The 19,177-nt window shown below is 67.9% G+C and carries 19 protein-coding genes and 1 pseudogene; 6 read left to right on the top strand and 14 right to left on the bottom strand.

The genetic code is table 11. The features are described from left to right. The first annotated feature begins 513 nt into the window (after nucleotides 1-513). Nucleotides 514-1,218: an HAD family hydrolase gene (locus Voc01_RS45210; protein WP_203933940.1), complete on the top strand. Its 705-nt coding sequence runs from the start codon at nucleotides 514-516 to the stop codon at nucleotides 1,216-1,218. Nucleotides 1,219-1,233: 15 nt separating this feature from the next. Here the strand turns inward: Voc01_RS45210 and Voc01_RS45205 are convergent, their stop codons facing one another. Further along, a complete protein-coding gene (locus tag Voc01_RS45205; protein WP_203933939.1) occupies nucleotides 1,234-2,844 on the bottom strand; it encodes a helix-turn-helix domain-containing protein in 1,611 nt (536 codons plus the stop codon). A gap of 277 nt (nucleotides 2,845-3,121) precedes the next feature. Between Voc01_RS45205 and Voc01_RS45200 the strand changes: the two genes are divergently transcribed. The 3 genes from Voc01_RS45200 to Voc01_RS45190 all read left to right on the top strand — a co-directional run bounded on the left by Voc01_RS45200 (nucleotide 3,122) and on the right by Voc01_RS45190 (nucleotide 5,350). Next, nucleotides 3,122-4,279 carry a radical SAM protein gene (locus tag Voc01_RS45200; RefSeq protein ID WP_203933938.1) on the top strand — a complete coding sequence of 386 codons (1,158 nt, stop codon included), beginning with the start codon at nucleotides 3,122-3,124 and terminating at the stop codon, nucleotides 4,277-4,279. Then, entirely contained in the window at nucleotides 4,276-4,437 is a 162-nt protein-coding gene (locus Voc01_RS45195) for a hypothetical protein (RefSeq protein WP_203933937.1), read from the top strand. The genes Voc01_RS45200 and Voc01_RS45195 overlap by 4 nt, the downstream gene beginning before the upstream one ends. A gap of 106 nt (nucleotides 4,438-4,543) precedes the next feature. Beyond that, nucleotides 4,544-5,350 carry a protein kinase family protein gene (locus Voc01_RS45190; protein ID WP_203933936.1) on the top strand — a complete coding sequence of 269 codons (807 nt, stop codon included), beginning with the start codon at nucleotides 4,544-4,546 and terminating at the stop codon, nucleotides 5,348-5,350. Nucleotides 5,351-5,463: 113 nt separating this feature from the next. On the opposite strand, the gene Voc01_RS45185 is transcribed toward Voc01_RS45190, so the two are convergent. From Voc01_RS45185 to Voc01_RS54895, 3 genes and pseudogenes are all read right to left on the bottom strand, one after another. After that, entirely contained in the window at nucleotides 5,464-5,721 is a 258-nt protein-coding gene (locus Voc01_RS45185; protein WP_203933935.1) for a hypothetical protein, read from the bottom strand. Between the two features lie 458 nt (nucleotides 5,722-6,179). Beyond that, on the bottom strand, nucleotides 6,180-6,383 hold the full coding sequence (locus Voc01_RS53730; protein WP_239160943.1) for a hypothetical protein: 204 nt from the start codon (nucleotides 6,381-6,383) through the stop codon (nucleotides 6,180-6,182). Between the two features lie 29 nt (nucleotides 6,384-6,412). Continuing rightward, a pseudogene (locus Voc01_RS54895) lies at nucleotides 6,413-6,574 on the bottom strand (MerR family transcriptional regulator); the annotation flags it as partial. A gap of 34 nt (nucleotides 6,575-6,608) precedes the next feature. Between Voc01_RS54895 and Voc01_RS45175 the strand changes: the two are divergent. Then, nucleotides 6,609-7,391, top strand: coding sequence for a methyltransferase domain-containing protein (locus tag Voc01_RS45175; RefSeq protein WP_239160944.1), 783 nt, complete (start codon nucleotides 6,609-6,611; stop codon nucleotides 7,389-7,391). A 4-nt stretch (nucleotides 7,392-7,395) separates the two neighbouring features. On the opposite strand, the gene Voc01_RS45170 is transcribed toward Voc01_RS45175, so the two are convergent. Together Voc01_RS45170 and Voc01_RS45165 are read right to left on the bottom strand one after the other, a co-directional pair. Continuing rightward, nucleotides 7,396-8,052, bottom strand: a complete 657-nt coding sequence (locus tag Voc01_RS45170) for a vitamin K epoxide reductase family protein (protein ID WP_203933932.1) — start codon at nucleotides 8,050-8,052, stop codon at nucleotides 7,396-7,398. Continuing rightward, nucleotides 8,049-8,702, bottom strand: coding sequence for a DsbA family protein (locus tag Voc01_RS45165; protein WP_203933931.1), 654 nt, complete (start codon nucleotides 8,700-8,702; stop codon nucleotides 8,049-8,051). Before Voc01_RS45165 ends, Voc01_RS45170 begins: the two co-directional genes overlap by 4 nt. 273 nt (nucleotides 8,703-8,975) lie before the next feature. Here Voc01_RS45165 and Voc01_RS45160 point away from each other — a divergent pair, with 273 nt between their 5' ends. Then, complete coding sequence (locus tag Voc01_RS45160) at nucleotides 8,976-9,311, top strand: ArsR/SmtB family transcription factor (protein WP_373873945.1); 336 nt, start codon at nucleotides 8,976-8,978, stop codon at nucleotides 9,309-9,311. 8 nt (nucleotides 9,312-9,319) lie between these two features. On the opposite strand, the gene Voc01_RS45155 is transcribed toward Voc01_RS45160, so the two are convergent. From Voc01_RS45155 to Voc01_RS45125, 8 genes are all read right to left on the bottom strand, one after another. Further along, the gene (locus Voc01_RS45155) at nucleotides 9,320-10,855 is read right to left on the bottom strand and encodes a DHA2 family efflux MFS transporter permease subunit (protein WP_203933930.1); all 1,536 of its coding nucleotides are present in this window, start codon (nucleotides 10,853-10,855) and stop codon (nucleotides 9,320-9,322) included. After that, on the bottom strand, nucleotides 10,852-11,481 hold the full coding sequence (locus Voc01_RS45150) for a methyltransferase family protein (protein ID WP_203933929.1): 630 nt from the start codon (nucleotides 11,479-11,481) through the stop codon (nucleotides 10,852-10,854). Before Voc01_RS45150 ends, Voc01_RS45155 begins: the two co-directional genes overlap by 4 nt. Next, entirely contained in the window at nucleotides 11,481-11,822 is a 342-nt protein-coding gene (locus tag Voc01_RS45145; RefSeq protein WP_203933928.1) for an ArsR/SmtB family transcription factor, read from the bottom strand. Before Voc01_RS45145 ends, Voc01_RS45150 begins: the two co-directional genes overlap by 1 nt. Nucleotides 11,823-11,955: 133 nt before the next feature. Beyond that, a complete protein-coding gene (locus tag Voc01_RS54330) occupies nucleotides 11,956-12,090 on the bottom strand; it encodes a hypothetical protein (protein ID WP_275423819.1) in 135 nt (44 codons plus the stop codon). Continuing rightward, a complete protein-coding gene (locus Voc01_RS45140) occupies nucleotides 12,080-14,224 on the bottom strand; it encodes a heavy metal translocating P-type ATPase (RefSeq protein ID WP_203933927.1) in 2,145 nt (714 codons plus the stop codon). The genes Voc01_RS54330 and Voc01_RS45140 overlap by 11 nt, the downstream gene beginning before the upstream one ends. Beyond that, entirely contained in the window at nucleotides 14,224-14,580 is a 357-nt protein-coding gene (locus Voc01_RS45135) for an ArsR/SmtB family transcription factor (RefSeq protein WP_203933926.1), read from the bottom strand. Before Voc01_RS45135 ends, Voc01_RS45140 begins: the two co-directional genes overlap by 1 nt. Nucleotides 14,581-15,313: 733 nt before the next feature. After that, entirely contained in the window at nucleotides 15,314-16,351 is a 1,038-nt protein-coding gene (locus Voc01_RS45130) for a hypothetical protein (protein WP_203933925.1), read from the bottom strand. A gap of 56 nt (nucleotides 16,352-16,407) precedes the next feature. Then, nucleotides 16,408-19,128: an NACHT domain-containing protein gene (locus Voc01_RS45125; RefSeq protein ID WP_203933924.1), complete on the bottom strand. Its 2,721-nt coding sequence runs from the start codon at nucleotides 19,126-19,128 to the stop codon at nucleotides 16,408-16,410. Nucleotides 19,129-19,177 lie beyond the last annotated feature (49 nt).

The raw sequence follows: 19,177 nt of genomic DNA, 5'->3' as shown, positions 1-19,177 counted from the left end.
CCGTAGCGGGCGACCACGTGGGTTCTGAGCGTGTCGCGCTGTTCGCCGCGGACCTTCACGTACCGATTGATGAACAAACCGATCCCCTCGTGCGGTGGTGGTCTTACAGGTGCGATGGGTGACAGCCGGTCCAGGATCCCGGGCGTTGGCGGCTCGATCCGGCCGACCGACAGGAGTGCTCGTCACTCCGCACCGGCGCTCACAGGAGAATCGACACCGTCGGACCCAGAAACGGTATGGCGAAATGCGAATGCGAGAAAGAAGCCAGGCGTTAGTGAACGCGTTTGTCAACGCGTACTGGCGTCAGTCAACGGGTATACATCGACCTTGCTTGTGCGTTCGACGTTGTTGCGTTGACGTTGGTGTGAAGGTGCGGCCTTGAATCGGTGACCGCTGGTCGCGGGGCGCTGCTCTTACGATGGACGGATGAGTCGGCGCATTCGAGCGGTCGAGTTGTATCCGACCGCCGCCATCTGAGGAGACCGGCATAGAGAGGTGTGCAACAATCAGGCGGTGAGCTACCGAGGCTTGATCGTCTGGGATGTAGACGGGACACTAATCCCGGCAGACCTCCGATGGCTCCGCAGGGCCATTGCGCGGACTTACGAAATCGCGGAGAGCGATGTAGTGTTTCCATCCGGACGTGTGCATGGATATACCGACGAGAGCATCGTCATTGACGCGGCCGTCTTATCTGGGATCTCACCTTATCAAGCTGAGAAAAACGTGGGACAATTCCGGGAGACCTTAGCCCTTATAATGGATGAAGGCCGCCTGGAACTTGCTCGAGAACAGCCGGCCTACCCGGGCGCACGCGACACGATCCGGGCGCTCGATCAAGAGGGCTTCGTCCAGACAGTTTTAACGGGAAACCTCGCGTACGCCGCTACCGTAAAGCTCGATACTGTCGGACTCAACCAGCATCTGGACCTCAGTATCGGTGGCTTCGGATCGGATGCAAGAGACCGGTTCGAACTCACCGACGTGGTGTCGAGGCGGTTCATGGGGCGGCAAGGTGAACAGCTAGATCCTGGCCGCGCTGTGGTAATCGGCGACGCACCAAATGATGTCGCTTGTGCGAGGCACGCTGGATTTCGTGCAATCGTGGTTGCGCATCGCACTAGTCGGGAAGAACTGGCGGCGTCAATGCCCGACTCGATCCTAGATGCCTTGGATCCGGACCGGGTAGTCGCAGAAGTAATCCGACTTATCGGTTAACCAGCCGAAGGTTTGTCAGTGGATGGCTGCAATCAGCTCATCTAGGTCACGAACACTGCTCTCGTGGTTCCACCGCTGAAGACGATCGCGTGCACACAGCGCTCGATCTACCCCTCGGTGGCTGCCGCTCTCGACCAGTTGGGCATAGGTCTCACCGAGAATCATGCACCCCTCTTCAAGTTCGCCGCTTTCCGCATACGCGCTTCCGAGATCGACTTGCGCTGCAAGATGCACATTCCTATTACTGCGGTCGGGCTCAGCATCTCTAACCGACCGGGACAGGATCTGGACTGCCTTCTTGGGCTCATCCAAGAAAAGCCAGCACGTTCCCTCGTATACATCCAGGCGAGACGGACTCCAGTCACTAAAGAGGCCGCTGCGATCGGTGTCGTCGATTTGGTCGACTGCGATCCGTGCGCGTTCCAGCGCTCTCATGCAGTCACCCCGAAGTCCCAGCACTGCGAATGCTTGTGCTTGTTCGGCGGCGATCCTGGCGCGGGCTGCGGGGGTGATGTGCCGTTCCATGGAAGCGGCTTCGTCAAGCATTCGCAATCCCAAGAGGATATCTCCGTCGGCACCTATCAGCGTGGCGGCCTCCGAGTGGAGGTTGCTCTCGAAGATTCGAGCGGTTGCGCCTAGGCCCGGGGCATCTATCCGGTCGGCCAACTGCCGGGCGTAGGCACAGCTTGCAATGGCCATCTCGCGGCGTCCTTTGGCGCTCCACAGGCGGCTGGCGACTATGGACGTCTCCCCGAGGAGAAGCGCGATCTCGTAGCGAACCGGGTCGGACGCCGCACTGCGAAGCAGTCGAGCTAGGCAGTCACGATGCGCTTCGACGAGGCTGAGAAGGGCCTCCGGAGCGATTGCCTGCCGTTGGCTGGCGAGGAGCTGCGTAACGGTAAGAAAGCTGCTCCATTCTACGTGCCGTCCGTCCAGTACCTCGCGCGCCGAGTTCGGCATCTCTGCGAGCGAGTCGCGGACATCGCCGCCTTCCGCGGTTGAAGTTGGCCATCCGGCGGAGATCGAGACGGGCATCATCGCAGCTAGCCCAGAAAGTGACGAGCGGCGTGTCACCAGATAGGCCACCACTCCATGTGCCGTCTCCACCGGGACGCTGACGAACTCCTCGGGTGACATGTCAGCCGCCGCCTTCTGCGCTGCCCGCCATCCCGCCTGGGGCGTTGCAACGCTGTGCCGTGCCAACTCAACGAGCGCGCCGCCGGCTTCCAGCGCCGTGTCAATGGCAACGGCCACCGCCTCCGTGGCCTGCTTGGCTCCGACCTCCAGCTGCCACAGATATGAGTATGAGTAATGCACGGATCGCGCGAGCTGCCGGTACGACCAACCCTTTCGCTGCCGCAGCTCCTTCATCATGTCTGCAAAGGTCGATCGGCTCGCGTCACGGGCGAGTCCATCTGCTCGTCCGGTAGAGGCAGCGTTCGACCAAGCATGATCAAGCGTAATCGCATCTAGGTGACCGGCGGAAGGATCCGCGGCCCGGCGAGCCAACGCACCGTCGACATCTGCCTTGGTCAGTGGAAAGTGGCCGTGCACACGGTTTTCGCGACCTTCGATCGCCACGACTTCGCGTTGGGAGGAGGGGCAGGGGAAACCATCGTCGTTCATCACTGCTCCTTCCGCGAAGTCGACTGGGATCGACCGCCGGACGGCCTGAATTCGGGCACCGCCGCGCGTGCCAACCCTAACGTCGCACACGCGGGGCCGATGGGTCGAGCTTGTCGGCCAACACCGGTAAACAGCAAACACATACCGAGGGCTCGATCCCACGTCACAGAATGGCTGGAGCACCAAACCCAACCGCCAGTAGCCGGCCAACTTGAGCTTGCCCTTCCGCCCGTCGAAGGCCCGGCTCAGAAGTCGATCGTCGGGAAGGAGCCGCCAGATGTACGAGGCGATCGTCTCCCCTCAGGAAGATCAGTTCATGGCGGTGCGTCCCGGCCATAGCAGGGGAATGAGCCTTCCCGAGGACTTCTATACGGAACTCCTCGACGGACGTGATCAAGGCTTGTCAGTGCCGAACTGGTTCGTTGACGGCGCGGATCGTCAGTGGGCCATCAACCTCGATGGCCGACGCATCGACGAGGCGCTCATCGTCCGCGCGCCATCAACGACCGCGGTGACCTACAGCCGCGCCACCTACGAGATCAACAAGGGCTGCAACTTCGCCTGCGAACACTGCTACCTGGAACTGCGGCCGTTCGAAGGACTCACAGCGCCGGACAAGCTCCGGCTGATCGACATGCTCGTCGACATGGGCGTCTTCTGGTTCCAGATCACTGGCGGTGAGCCTCTCATCGACCCGGACTTCCCAGCCACCTACGAACGCGCCCACCAGGCCGGCATGATGATCGAGATCCTCACCAACGGCTCCCGGCTCGCCCGCCCCAAACTCATCGACCTGTTCCGACAACGGCGCCCACACCGCATCACCGTCTCGCTGTACGGCGCCAGCCCGGCAACAGCTGACCGGCTCACCCGTACCCGGGGCGCATTCAAGAACATGCAAGACGGCGTGCGCGCGGCTCGAGCCGCCGAGCTACCGCTGCAGCTGACGATCATCATCACGCGGCATAACGTTGACGAGGTCAACGCGATGCGCGCCTTCGCCGACGACCTCGGCGTTCCGTACAAGGAGTACGGAATGATCTCCCCGACCTACACCGGCACGGCCGAACCGCTCGACGCGCAAGCACCGGGCCTCTCCGACGCGAGCTTCCTCGAATCGGGGGCGCCGGGAGCACTGGCCGGCACCTACGACAGCTGCCCCGCCGGGCACACCTTCTTCCACGTCGACCCACACGGGCTCGCCACCATGTGCAAGATCGGCCGAGACCACCCGGTCGACCTCATCCGTGAGGGTCCGCCGGGTCTTCAGCGACTGCCCGCTGTGGCGGACGCCCAAATGCTTCGCACCGGTGGATGCACGGGCTGCACGCTGTCGGCCACGTGCCGGGTGTGCCGGCCGTTGGCCCGCATCTACCAGGAGGCGAAGGCGCCACTGCACACCTACTGCCAGCACAGCGAAAGGATCCCCGCATGACCGCCGTACCCCTGACGCTCACCCGCCGGCCCCGCACGACGGGCCGCGCCGTCGCCGCCCGCACCCCTGCCCCGACGACCCTCGTTCTCGTCAGCGACGTCGAGGCAGCGGCCTCGGCCAACCTCGGCCGCTGTAACGACGACAACCCGTACCGCTGACCGACCCCTGAACCCGGCCCTACCAACGAACGACACCGCATCCGTGCCCTGGGACCATGACCGCACCCGGCCATCCCGGGGGCACGGGTGTGGAAAGGAACCCCGCATGCCGACCACCCGGATCACCTACGACGACCTGCCTGGCCGGGTCAGGTCGGCGATCGAGGAGGTGACCGGACCGGTCGCGTCGGCCGTGTCCGCTACGGAGGGGTTTAACAGCGCCGTCGCGGCCCGACTGTCCACGCCGACCGGTGAGCGGTTCTGCAAGGCCTTGCCCGCCGACCATCGCCAGGTGTGGACCCAGCGTCGGGAGGCCGCCATCGCACCGCACCTCAAGGATGTGGCCCCGGAGGTTCGGGCCCATTTGGAGGTGGACGGGTGGGACGTCCTGCTGTTCGAGGCGCTCGACGGCTACCACGCCGACTACCGGCCCGGGTCACCCGACCTTCCAGCCGTGGCCACACTCCTTGAAACGATCGCCGCGCTCCCACGCCCACCTGTTGACCTTCGTGACATGCGGCAGCGGCTACGCGACTACGTCGAGGACTCGGCCGACTTGCGCCACTTCGCGGGATCGACGTTGGTGCACACCGATCTGAACAACGCGAACGTCATCGTCGGCGACGGTAGGGCCTGGATCGTCGACTGGGGCTGGGCCAGCTGTGGCGCTGCCTGGCTCGACCCGGCGTACTGGGTACTGTGGCTCGTCGCCGCCGGTCACGACCCGGCCGCCGCCGAGCAGCAAGCCAGCGCGGTGCCGGCCTGGCACGTCGCACCGCCGGAGGCGATAACGACGTTCGCTTGTGCACAGGCCAATCTGTGGAACGAAATCGCTGCAGCGAAAACCGAAGATCCGTGGACCGCTCGGCTCGCCGGGGCCGCCAAGCAATGGGCGGCGCTCCGCGCAGTCTGAGCCAACCAGATGGACATCTCCGCCGCATGGAGTTCACTTTCGGACTCCTAGCATGGCGCGGCTGCGGTGCGAGCGGCCTGATGGTGGTCGACGCGGCCTGCGGCACAGGCATCTCAGTGTTGCGGTCTCCAGTCGCGACGCATCCCGTCCCACGTGCGGCGGCGGTTGAACACGTCGACGAAGGCCTCGGTCACCTCCCGCATGGCTGCGAGGTGGTGCGCCGTCCACGGCTTCGGGTCGCTGCCCGGTCCGGGATCCAAGGGGACGTCGGCTGCCCCGAAGTGGTCCATGGCGGCATCGAGGCGTCGAACCGCGGCGACGTAGGCGAGGCGCGCTTGCCGCAGGTCGCGGTCGTGGCTGTTCGTGCTCATCGCCGGAGCGTATCGAACTTATGTTCGACTACGTCTCCACCGGTAGCGGCGTCGATCCACTTCCCACCGCGGAGCCCAGTACACCTGGGCCAAGTTCAGCCGCTTTCTGCACCCACCGGCGCGCACGGACGAGCCTGGGCTGGACCCGGGTCTGTTGGGACATGCCGCCGCCGAATCATTCTCGCGCCCCGAAGAACGAGTGCTACCACCGCGGACCGTTTCCTACTCACGCCGGGGGCCGGGTTCGCTGTCGCCGAGAACATCGAGACCGAGACGTTCCACAACCGACGAAGGCTGCGTTCACCCTCGGCTACCCGCACCCCCGCCGAGCTCCTCAACGACCACCGACAGGGCCAAGCGGCGCAACCACCTCGAATCGTTCCAAGATCGTTGACGCAGCTCACTCGATGGCGCGGGGAGGCACACAGCCACATGACTACACGCGAGATTGGTGCGTCTCAGGCGTCCCCTGCCGTGGTGCGGGCCCGCTCGGCCAGGCCGGCGCGGAAGTGCGGACACTGCGCAATGTCCTCGTGCGAGCAGTCCAGGGCCTGCTCGATCAGTGCCAGTGACGCCTGCGCCTGGGCGATGCGCTGCGCGAGCGCGTCCCGGTGCCGCCGCAAGGCGGCGTGGCGGACGGCCGGGTCCTGCGCAACGAACATCTCGCGGATCTCGTCGAGCGGAACCCGACCTGTTTGGCCAGCCGGATCGCCGCTATCCGGTACAGGTCGTCGGTGCTGTAACGGCGTCGCGCGCCTTCGATCCGGGCCGGTTCCAGCAGGCCCATACTCTCCCAGTGCCGCAGCACATGACCGGCCAGACCGAATCGCTGCGCGACCTCGCCGATCGTCATCGGCCGCGGCGTCGCCTGGGCCGGGTTGGACTTCATGTCGCCATTAAGTCGCACCATGGCCGTCATGTCGACCGATCCCTCGGCGGGCACCGACCGCGTCGCTCTGCTCGACCGCGCCGAAAACCTGCCTGCCGTCACCGCGCTGCGCACGCTCTCCTACCAACGACTCGCCACGGCCCCAGGCTCCCGAGTCGTCGACGTCGGATGTGGAACCGGACGTGCTGTCGCCGAGCTGACCGACCAGGGCGTCAACGCCGTGGGCCTTGATCCCGACGAGACGATGATCGCCACGGCACAGCGCCGGTGGCCACAGGCCACCTTCCGTATCGGCGACGCCGGTGCTCTGCCGTTCGGCGACGGCGAACTGCACGGCTACCGGGCCGACAAGGTCTTCCACGAACTCGCCGACCCAGCGGCCGCCCTCGCCGAAGCGCACCGGGTCCTAGCCCCTGGCGGCCGCATCGTCCTGCTCGGACAGGACTGGGACGCCTTCATCATCGACTCCGACGACCCCGTCCTCACCCGCACCATCGTCCACGCCCGCGCCGACACCATCACCAACCCGCACGCCGCCCGCCGCTACCGGAACCTGTTGCTGGAGGCCGGGTTCAGCGAGGTCACCGTCGAGGTGTACGTCGGGGTCTTCACCGATCGCACCATGCTTCCGATGGTCACCGGCCTCGCCGACGCCGCACGCGACGCGGGCGCGGTCACCGGCGAACAGGCCGCCTCGTGGACCGCCGAACAGACGCATCGGGCCGAGGCCGACCGCATGTTCCTCGCCGTGCCGCTGTTCGTCGCCGCGGCACGCCGCTGAGTGCCTACAGCAGGGTGCGCCAGTAGGACCAGAACGCCTCACCGATGAGCGCGGTGAGGATGAGCAGCCATGCCACCGGGATCGCCGTGTGCACCCGCGCGGCGGCGTCGACGGCGCCCCGCCACCGGGCTGGGACGCGCAGGTGTCCGCGGTCGAGGGTGTACAGGGTCGTGTAGCAGAACAGCACGATCATGGCGACCCAGACGACCATGCAGTACGGGCACAGCGCCCCGATGCGGTACACGCTCTGGAAGAACAGCCAGTGCACGAATCCGACGCCGAACACGGCACCGGCCTGCAGCCCCAGCCACCACCAGCGCGGCAGTCGCAGCCCGGCGAGCACCGCCACGCCGGTGGTCACCACCACGGGGAAGGCGGCGACGCCGATGAGCGGGTTGGGAAAGCCGAACGCCTCCGCCTGCGAGGTCGTCATCACCGACCCGCAGGAGAGGATCGGGTTGATCGAGCAGGTCGGGGTGTAGTCGGGGTCGCGGAGCAGGGCGACCTTCTCCACCATCAGCACGAACGCGGCCAGCCCGCCGATCAGCCCGGTGACGGTGAGCACCCAGCCGACCAGCCGCCGCGACAACGCCCCGTCATCCACCGACGGGTCGGCGTCCGGGTCGGCGTCCGGGTCGGTGGGCGCGGTGCGGGTGCTCATTTGGCCAGGGCCGCGTCGATGGCGGCTTTGAGCTTGGCGTAGGTCGGCTCGTCGTCGAACTTCTCGCCGTTGATGAAGAACGTCGGGGTGCCGCTGACCCCGACGGACTGCCCGTCCTCGGCGTCGGCGCGTACGCGCGCGTCGACGGCGGGGCTGTCCATGTCGGCACGGAACTTGTCGACGTCGAGGCCGAGGTCGCGGGCGTACCCGACGAACGTGTCCACCTGCGAGGCGCGGTTGTGGCCCCACGTGGTCTGGTTGTCGAACAGCTTCTTGTACATGTCCTCGAACTTGCCCTGCATCGCGGCCGCCTCCGCGGCGTGCGCGTCGTTGTAGGCGTTCGGGTGGCTGGCGATCGGGAAGTAGCGCACCACGTAGGTGATCCGGTCGCCGTACTCGGCGCGCAGTTTCTCCACGTCGGGGTACGCCGCGCCGCAGGATTCGCACTCGAAGTCGAGGAACTCGACCACGGTCACCTTGCCGTCGGCGGCGGTGGACAGGCGGTGGCTGTTGTCCCGCACGAGCGTCAACGCGGCCTGCTCGCCGGTCACCGTGGGCTTGTCGTCGTCACGGTTGACCACCATCACCAGGGCGAGCACCGCCACGGCGACGGCCAGCAGGCCGAGGGTCAGCTTCAGGTTCGTGCTCATGCCGGAACGGCGCTGCGGGCGTCTGGTAGCGCCGGCTGCCTTCTTCGCCGGCCGCTGACGCGGCGGGTTGGCGACCGGACGCTTCGATGTCATCGACCGTGCGGTGCCAGTCCCGGCTGGTGCGCCCGCCTGTGTCCTGGCCGCAGTCGCTTTACGCGGTCCGCCCTTCCTCGCGCCTTTCTTGCCCGCCACCCGAACACCTCTCCCGACCTGGTCAACCCGAGGCTCAACATACGAAGTCGTTGATAATGTGATCGAGTGATGATACCGGCCGTGCCGACCCGGCAGGACGCCGAACTCGCGGCCCGCCTGTTCCGCGGACTGTCCGACCCGACCCGGTTGGGGCTGCTGACCGCGTTGACCACCGGCGAACGGACCGTGTCCGACCTCGTCAAGGCCGTCGACGCCGGCCAGCCGAACGTCTCCGCGCACCTGGCCTGCCTGCGCGGCTGCGGGTTGGTCACGTCCCGGCCCGGCCCGGGACGCACCGTTCTGTACCGGCTGGCCGTCGACAGCCTCGTCCCGCTGCTCCACGCCGCCGAGCACCTGCTGGCAGACACCGGCGAGCAGGTCGCGCTCTGCCCCGCACACGCACCCGAGACGCCGTAACCGCCCGGCTATCCGGACACGGGTGCCGTCTCGGCCGGCTCCTGGTCGTCGGCCTTCCGGCCGGTGGGGCGGCCGGGTAGGAGCACGGCGGTCAGCAGGGCACTGAGGACGGCGATGGCAGCGGTCGTGTACAGGACAATGGACACACCGTGCACGTATGCGGCTTTGGCGCTCGCGGCCAGAGCGGCGTCGTCGAGGCGGGCGGCGACGGCGAGGGCGGCGGCCAGCGAGTCCCGGGCGGCGTCGGCGGCTGGTACGGGAAGGCCGGCCATGTCGACGCGGCCGCTGTAGCCCTGAGCGAGCAGGCTGCCCAGCAGCGCCACGCCGAGGGCGCCGCCGACCTGTCGCAGGGTCATGGTGATAGCGGTGCCGGCCCCGGCCCGTTCCGGTGGCAGGGCGCCGAGGACGGCGTCCATCGCCGGTGACAGCGCCAGCCCGATCCCGACACCGACCGCGGCCAGCCAGGCCGCCACGAACCCGTAACCGCTGTCGACCTCGGTGCCGGCGCCGGTCGCCAGGCCGGCGGCAAGGACGAGGAGCCCGGCGGTGACCGGGACGCGGTAGCGGGTGGCAGCGGCGAGGCGTTCCCCGGTGGAGGCGCCGATCACCAGTCCACCGATCAGGGGAAGCAGCCGCAGGCCGGTGCCGAACGCGTCGTGCCCGCTGACCAGTTGCAGGTACTGCGGCATTACGAACAGCATGCCGAGCAGCCCGAAGGTCACCAGCACCCCGGCGATGCTCGCCCACAGGAACTGCGCCCGGCCGAACAGCCGCAGGTCGATCATCGGCTCGGCGACCCGCAGCTCCCAGACGACGAACCCGGCCAGCAGCACCGCGGCGGCGGCGAGCGCGCCGACCACCAGCGGCTCGCCCCACCCGCGGCCGGGCCCTTCGATGATCCCGAACACCAGGAGAACCAGGCCGACGGTGGACAGCAGCGCACCCGGCAGATCCGGTCGACGCGGACGGGGATCCCGGTTCTCCGGCATCAGCACACCGATGGCGAGCACCGCGATCGCGGCCATCGGCACGTTGATCAGGAAGATCGAGCCCCACCAGAAGCTCTCCAGGAGCCAGCCGCCGATCAGCGGGCCGAGCGGGATACCCAACCCGGTGCCCAACACCACCAGAGCAACGGCCTTGCCGCGCTCGGCCGGTGCAAACAGCGCCGGCAGGACGGCGAACGCGACCGGTATGACCATCGCCCCGCCCAGGCCCATCACGGCCCGAGCCGCGATGAGCACCTCCACCGAGGTAGTCCAGGTCGCCGCGGCGGACGCGGCGGCGAACAGCGTCAGCCCGATGATGAGCAGCCGCTTGCGGCCGAACCGGTCACCGAGCGCGCCGCAGGTGAGCATCAGGCCGGCCAGTACGAGGATGTAGGCGTTGACGATCCACTGCAACGCGGCGGTTCCCGCGGACAGCTCGCCGGCCAGGGTCGGCAGCGCCACGTTCAGGATCGTGAGGTCGAAGCCGAGGGTGAGCGCGGCGAGGACCAGCGCCGCCAACGCGCCCCATCGCCGTCGACCGGACGACTGCGTCATGACTGCCTCCCGTGGGCGTGGGGTGCACGCATGACGCCGAGGCGTGGCACGAACCGGCCGACGCGGGAGGCGTATGCCACGTACGCGGTGCCGTGGACACCGACGAGATACGGTTCCTCGACCGCACGCACCTGCACCTGGACGGACAGAACCAGGACCGCGGTGGCGGCAATCGCGATCACGTTGGGGACCATGAGCATGAGCCCCAGACTGGTGACGCCCATGGCGCTGAAGATGGGGTTGCGGACGAGGGCGAACGCACCCGTGGTCACCAGAGCGGTGCGTTCGGCCGGGTCGACCCCGACCCGCCACGACGCGCCCATGGCGACCTGTGCGGCGAGGGTGGCCAGCACACCTCCGACAGCCAGCACCACTCCGCCCACCTGGAGCCAGCCGTGATCCAGGATCCGGACCGGTGCCACACCGGCGATCCCAGCGACGGGGCCGGCGAATCCGAGCAGCAGCGCGGCGATGAACGCGACCTTCGCCCACCACGCGACGGTTCCGGACGCGCCGGCGGCCAGCCGTAAACCACTGTCGCCGGTGCGGCGCCGTTGAACCACGCTGCGCCAGCCGAACGCCAGGACAAGACCGAGAAGATAGATGACCAGCGCAGCGACGGCCATCAACGCACGTCCCCGTCGGGCGACGTCGAGCATCCCGGATCCGCCGCCGGGACCACACCCAGCAGGTCATCGAGTGCGTGGCCCAACCTGGTGTCCACCAACTCGTACCGTGCCCGACGCCCCTCCGGTACGAGAACCACCAAGCCGCACCCACGCAGGCAGGCCAGACAATCAGCCAGGTCCCGCGGGCTCAGTCCCAACCGCCCGGCCAGCTCCGCCGGGTCTCCGGGTCCATCCCGCAACGCCAGTAGCACCTGCACACTGGTCGGGGCCGACAACGCACCACCGAACCGGGCCAGCACCTCGCCATAGGTCGATGCCTTCACCACCTGACAGTACATCAAATTCTGAATTCACGAAATCCTGTACTTTGAGCTCTGTCGCTCGATTTACCAAGCATCGGTCTTGGGAGTCGGTTCCGGGCACAGGAGTGTCGCCGGCAGCGAACGTCGTGACGGCTCGGGAACGCCGTGGTCAGTTGCCGAAGATCATGTATGCGGCGAAGCCGCCCCAGCCGAGCAACATCATCAGCCCGATGGCGATCAGGCCCGCGCGGCGGCCTTCGGGCGTGCTGTCGTCACCTTGAGGCTCGCAGCAGTTACCGCTCATGGTCCGTCCTCGGCCGGGTGGCGATGGAGATGGGCATTGCGCCCGTCGGGTTCGCGGCTGCGGTGGTGGTCGCGCAGCAGGCGCAGCCGGGTCCACAGCCGCAGGCATCGGTCACGGTCGGCGAGGCGGTGGGCAGCAGCCTCAACGCCGGGCGGCCGTCCACCGGGGCCGTCGGAGCGGTCGCCGGTGCGGTTGCCTGGTGCCGGTCCCCCGGTAACTCAACGCTCGGCAGGTGCCGGACGCGGGCGGCGCGGACAGCGTTGCCGATGACGACCACCTCGGCCAGCTCGTGGATGAACACGACGGTGGCCAGGCCCAGCACACCGGTGGCGGCCAGTGGGATGAGCGTGCCGATGATGAGCAGGGACAGGCCGACGTTCTGCAGCATGATCCCCCGGGCCCGGCGCATCTGCCGCAGCAGATGCGGCAAGTGGCGCAGGTCCTCACCCATGAGGGCGACGTCGGCGCTCTCGATGGCCACGTCGGTACCCATCGCACCCATGGCGATGCCGACGTCGGCGGTTGCCAGCGCCGGAGCGTCGTTGATGCCGTCGCCGACCATGGCGACGCCGCCAGTGCCGGGACGCAGCCGGGTCACCAGGTCGGCCTTGTCCTGCGGATGTAGGTCGGCGTGCACGGCGTGGATGCCGGCCTGCTCGGCGAGGGCGTCGGCGGTGCGCCGGTTGTCACCGGTGAGCATCGCCACCGAGATGCCCACCTTGCGCAGGGCGGCGACCGTGTCGGCGGCTTCGGGTCGCAGGTCGTCGCGGACCGCGAGGACGCCGAGCATCCGACCGGCGGACTCGACCACGACGACGGTGGCACCCGCGTCCTGCAGCCGCCGCACATCCCCGTCCAGGGCGCCCGGGTCGACGAACCCGGGCCGGCCGAGTCGCGCCGTGACGCCGTCGACGATGCCGGTCAACCCGGACCCCGCCACAGCCTGGACATCCTCGGCGGCGGTCGGGGTGTCGACCTCTGCGAGCACCGCTTTCGCCAGGGGATGTTCGCTGCGTGCCTCCAGCGCCGCGGCGACCCGCAGCACATCGTCACGGCCTGCATCCGGAGCAGCGACGATCTCGACGACGCGAGGCCGATTACGGGTCAGCGTGCCGGTCTTGTCCAGCGCGACCAACCGGACGCGGCCCAGCCGCTCCACCGCCAGGCCACCCTTGACCAGGGCGCCGGCGCGACTCGCCGCACCGATCGCGGCGACGACGGTCAGCGGCACCGCGATCGCCAGCGCACAGGGCGAAGCAGCGACCAGCACGATCAGGGCGCGTTCGATCCACACCCGCGGGTCGTCGAGCAGACTGCCCACCAGCGCGATCACGACGGCGAGCAGCATGATGGCGGGCACCAGCGGACGGGCGATCCGGTCGGCGAGACGCTGCCCCGCACCCTTGCGCTCCTGCGCCTCCTCCACGATGTGCACGATCCGCGCCAGCGAACTGTCCGCCACGACCGCGGTGACCCGGACCTCGACCACACCGCCGCCGTTGATGGCACCGGCATACACCGCATCGTCCGGGCCGGCCTCGACCGGCATCGACTCACCGGTGATCGCCGACAGGTCCAGCACCGTGCGCCCGGACAGCAACACCCCGTCGGTCGCCGCCCGCTCCCCCGGGCGCAGCACCAGCACGTCGTCCAGCCGAAGCTGCTGCGGATCGACCGCCGTCTCCACGCCCCCACGCACGACGGTGGCCGTGCGTGGCACCAGGTCCAGCAGCGCCCGCAGGCCGCGGCGGGTGCGGGTGATCGCATACTCCTCCAGGCCCTCGGCGACGGAGAACAGCACCCCGAGCATGGCCGCCTCGCCGACCTTGCCCAACGCCACCGCACCCACGGCGGCGATCGTCATCAGCGTGGCCACACCGATCCGCCCACGCAGCAGCCGCCGCACCGCGCCCGGCACGAACGACCACGCACCCACCGCGGCGGCGGCGTACTCCAGCACCGCGCCCGCAGTGTCGACGCCGGCCCGCCCCAGGCCCCACCCGGCCGCGAGCAGCACCGCCGCCACGGCGGCCAGCTGCAGCTCGCGGACCTGCCACCAGCGACCGTGCTCACTGTTCTGGCCGGGGTCGGTCGTTGTCGCGGTGACCTCGTCACCGCAGCACTCGGCCCCCATCAGCGCACGCGCTTCCCCGTCGTGCGACTGTCGCCGATCGCGGCGGCCTCGCCGGGCGGACAGGACGGATCCACCGTCAGCACCAGACTCAACAGGTCGCCAAGCGCATGCCCGAGCCGCGGATCGGCAAGCTCGTACCGAGTCCGCCGGCCCACCGGCACCGCCACAACCAGACCGCAACCGCGCAGGCAGGCCAGGTGGTTCGACACGATCTGACGCGACACCCCCAACAGATCAGCCAGATCAGCCGGATGCGCCGGCGCCTCACGAAGCGCGAGCAGTAACCGCGCCCGAGTCGCATCCGACAGCGCATGCCCGAACCGCGCCAACACCTGCCCGTACGCAATGGTCTCCACGGCGGCAGAGTACACCAAGCTATGGATTCAGCATAATCTGTATCCATTTACGTGATCGTCGCCTCCGAACCGCGATGGACGTCTGCATCGCCTGCCGACAAGCACTACGACGGCGAACGTGGCATGTAGATAGCCTCGGGCGGCCCTGTGGCTGCCTCCTCGGCGACCAGGAAGTCGTCGGGTCGCGGTGTCGCTTGGCGACCCAGGTGTTCGGCGGCGGCGGTGATAGTCGGGTGGCAGTCGAGGTCGATGATGGCGTCTCCCGGCCGGGACAGCTTGGCGATGAGGTGGGCGAGGTGGCGCGGGTGAAGTCCGCACCAACGATCGCGCCTTGGATCTTCGACCGTGGGGGCGCAGGGTTCGTCGGCGGAACGAGGAAGACGCTTACCGGCACCGGCACCGGCCGCAGGCCGGTCCCGGGAGCGGTGGAGTCCGCCTGCGGCATAGGCACGTGGCCGCGTCCGCCGACGGGCGCTGACACGCAGGAAAGACAGCAGATGACCTGCGATTGGTGATCATGCCAGGCGTTGTGCCGTCGACCGGTGTGCCACCCCAGAGTTGCACGTGCGGAGTAGTTCCTCGGTCAAGGTGGAAACGAAAAGCTCAAGGCTGGCACAGCGAACTGCACCGACGAACTCGTCGCTAAGAACACGACGCCTCGCTGATTCGGACGCTCGATGCGTTCTCATCGATGCGCGGGAGACCTCAGTCTCGCGGCGGCGACCTACTCTGTTCAGCGGAACACGTCGGCGAAGGTATATGCAAGCGTGAGGGCGGCTTGGTTTCCCGCGACGGCGAACGTGGCCAGAAGGTGGCGGAACGACGCCACGCCGCGCTCGTCATGCAGGACGAGAGGCCGCTGTTCGGCCAGGAGCCGCTGCAGATAGGGAATGACCAGATCTCCTGCGAGCGATTCACTGGCATAAGGACCGTCGGCCGGAATGGCCTCGGCGACTCCATGCAGCGCACGGGCCTCATCCACCGGCGCGAGGAAGATCATCGTTTCGACGGCCTGGTGAATAGAGTGCGGGTGCCGGAGGGCCGCGCACTTCGCAAGAACAGGAAATGCTAGATCCGCAAAGCCCGTCAGATCATCGCCCGAGGGCCCTTGGCGGCCTCGCTTGTCATCGAAGGCGCCGCTCGCGAAGTAGATTTGCTGCGCAATATCATCCGCGGTTCCGGCTGCCCCGCGGAGTTCCGCGAGTTGATCATCGGACAGCACCTCGGCCCGATGCTCGCCGGCATATCGCGTCCACTGGGCGAGGACGGCGTGTGCAGTCGTATCGAGCAGACGGAACGCCCGTATCTGCCCGGCGTCGGCCGGGGGCCGTAGGTAGGAGCGCGCGTGCTGCACGAACGACTGAACGGCCTGAGGGTGAGCGGAGGCGTCCGCGCACCAACGCTCGATCAGCCGCGACGCGAAGGGCGTCCGGGGCACCAGCGCGAGATAGGTCAGAATCCCGGCGACCTGACGATCGGGATCGCCGTCAACCAGCCGTTCGAGTATGGCGTCGACCGTCGCCGGGGCGGCCGCCGAGTCCGCCGCCAACTGGTCCAGCAGGACCATACGAACGTTTGTGTCTCGCTCGGCCAGCAGCAGCTCCCCGACGGCGGCGGCGCGATGGGCCGCATCCGCGTCAGCGTGGACCGCACGAGCCGCGTAAGCCGCCTGCATCCGAACAACAGGATTAGCGTCGTGCAGGGCCGCCGAGACCACGCGCGCGATTGCCGGGCAATGGTCGCTGTCGCGCCATTCCGGTCGGTTCAGCAAGGCAGCGAGCCCGCTAATCGCGGTGTCGCGTCGTCCGGGTCCCCACGCTACGTTCGTCACAGGAATTTTCCGGCATCCGGGTGGTTGGATGCATCGGTGAGCAACGCGAGCACACGCTCTCCCAGCGCGTTGCCTGGCGTGGCCGTCGGGTTGCGGGCAAGTACCTCTGCGGCTCGGAGTAGCATCAGTTCGAGATCCGCGGGCAGGTCCTGACACCTCGCGAAGACGGCATCCGCCTCGGTGAAGCGATCGGACAATGTGCGCTCCGCGTCGGACCGGTCGGTTCCCCCACTGGTAGCCGCCGTCAACGCCTCGTCAAGCGCTCGGGCGGCTGTCGTGAGTGGTGCCCCGAACTCGATACCGCGCTCGGCGAGCCGGTCGACCGTTGACCAGGACCCGAACTCCCCGATCGGACGCACGCGCGGCAGGGCCTGAGGCGGCCCGGCGGGTCCGAGTTCGGCCAGCCGAGTCTTGAATTCAACCGATGTGATCGATTCCGCGCGTAAGCATCCGATCAGGGCGTCCTTCATGCGCTGGGCTCCGCCGTTGGCGTCAATGAGGGCGTGCGCTTGCGCGACTGCCAATTCCAGACGCTCTGCCAGCGCGGGCTCGTGCTCGGCGGCAGCGGCGAGCAGGGTAGCCGCCGCCGAGTGGGTTTCGGGGTGCGCCAGGAGTGCTCCGGAGTCGAGTACTGGCAGCAGGAGCAGACCCAACCGGACTGGGTCGCCGGCGGTCATCAGCGCCGCCCAGGCTTCCGCGCTTTGAAGCTGCTGGACCAACACGCGGATGGCCGGCCCAGCTTCGATCGAGCGCGCGTCAACAAGCGCCGCTGCCAGCCCGTGGGCCATGGTCTCACCCGCATCGCGGTCGATCATCGAGAAGTCTCGGCCGTACCGCAGCGAACCGGTGGCGCCTGATATCGAGATCGGCCAATTCCCTCTTGTCGGCCAGGAAGACGCGTCGTCCTCGGCCAACACGCAGAAAATTTCGGCCGCGACCCGCAAGTCGGTGGAGCACAACCGATCGAACGCCTGACCGAGCTGGTAAACGGCGAACTCTGCATTCTGCCGACGCGACGTGTTCATCGGCACCACAGCACTGCCGCCTAGGCTGATCTGCTCGTCACGGACCTCGCGGAAGGTCACGATCGCCGTGGCGATGCGCCGGGCCAACTCTGGATCCACGGAGGCCGCCGGAACTACTGCATCGGCCAGCCATATCAACACCGTGCCGCCCCACTCACGCAGTGCGGCAGCATCGTCGAGGAGCCGGCCGGCCGCACCGCGCGCCGCTGCGCTTGTCCCGATGACGTGCGGGAGCTGGCGCGCGGCGGCCTCGGCCAGCCGCTCCATTCGACGAGGATCAGCGCGACACCCGTCGAGCAGCGAGGCGACCGCCTGCCCGCGGTCGCCTGAGCCGAGGTCGCCCGCGCTCAGCGGCACGCGCAACTGCAGCCCGTGGAGGAGATCAGCCGCCAGCGCGGCGTCTGAGTAGGACGTGTTCGCGTTGCCGGCAAGGCGAAGTGCCAAGGCGGCTATGGGCACAACAGCTGCCGCTGGGTCAGCTAACACGGCCGGGGTGCGCAGGGCGCCGGCCAGTTGCCGGACGAGTTCCTGCTCCGGCAATAGCCCGGCTGCTCTGTCTGTTCGGCCTGGTTGGGGTGCGAGTGGATCCAGGTCCTCGACCGCATGGATCAGCCGCAGCAGTCGGGCGGCGAACGCCAACGACGCGAGGACGTGCTGCGATGCGGCGAGGGCGAGACACAAGGGCCAGAACACGCCGGCTGCACGATGCTTCCACAGTAGGTCGGCGAGAAGCTCCAAGCTTGGCCGGGCGACAAGCGGCAGCGACGGGTCGGCGTCAAACGTCTCAAGCAGGCGACGCTGATCAAGTGGATCGTGGAGGACGTAGATCGCGGCCGCGTAGTCGAACAAGATGTTGTGGGAGAACGAGAGGATCCTGGGCGCTGAAGGCAGCGGTCCGGCGTCACCTGATAACACCCCCTCGCTGAGCATTGCTTCTAGGGCCAGGCCGTCGACGGCGACGACAGTCGGCTCGGCCTCGACAATCCGCAGGCTCCGGTTGGACACCATCGTGCGGCACATCCGGGTGAGCAACGCGGTCCGGGCGGCGCGGTCGTGATTGTGGACCCGTCGGTCCCAATACGCTTCCAGGAGGTCGACCCGGCTCCGTACCGCCAGCAACGTCGATTGCTCCCCGCCAGCAAGCGGCTCTACCAGCCTCGACGCCAGCCGCAGGTTGAAGGGATTTCGCAACAGGGCTCTGAGTTCGGCCGGCGCATCCCGCAGCAGGGCCGCAAGCGCGAGCGGAGCGGTGATCGCAATGTTGAGCTCGTCGTCGGTGAGGTCGCCTACGACCAGGTGTCGAACGCCAACAAGTCGACGATCCACCTGAGCCGGGTCGTCCGAAAGCGGTTGACCTGCGAACGCGTGTTGAAGGTCATGGTTGTGCCGCGCGTCGAAGGTGCGAACGGTCGCGACGATCTGCCAGCGGGAGCCGTGCAGGTGGGCCACAACTCGGTTGAGGAACGCCCGGTCCTCCGCCCCGCGCAGGGCATCGACCCCATCTATCAGGACGACACCTGGCCGTCCGGTCCAGGCACTCAGGACGACCGTCAGCGGCGCGTCGAGCTGGACCCGGTTGAGGCCCGCGATGTCCGCCGCCCGTAGTACGACAACGTCGTGTGATTCCAACCGCCGAACGGCCAATTCCTGAGCCACCGCCGACTTGCCGGCCCCTGCCTCACCGACGACCAAGACGTTGTCGTCGCCTGCGGCGTCGATAAGCCTCGCGCTAACGCCTCGG

It is taken from the genome of Virgisporangium ochraceum, from assembly GCF_016863655.1.
GTDB classification, from domain to species: domain Bacteria; phylum Actinomycetota; class Actinomycetes; order Mycobacteriales; family Micromonosporaceae; genus Virgisporangium; species Virgisporangium ochraceum.
Note: the sequence above shows the minus strand (reverse complement) of the source record. Positions and strands in the feature narration are given on the sequence as shown.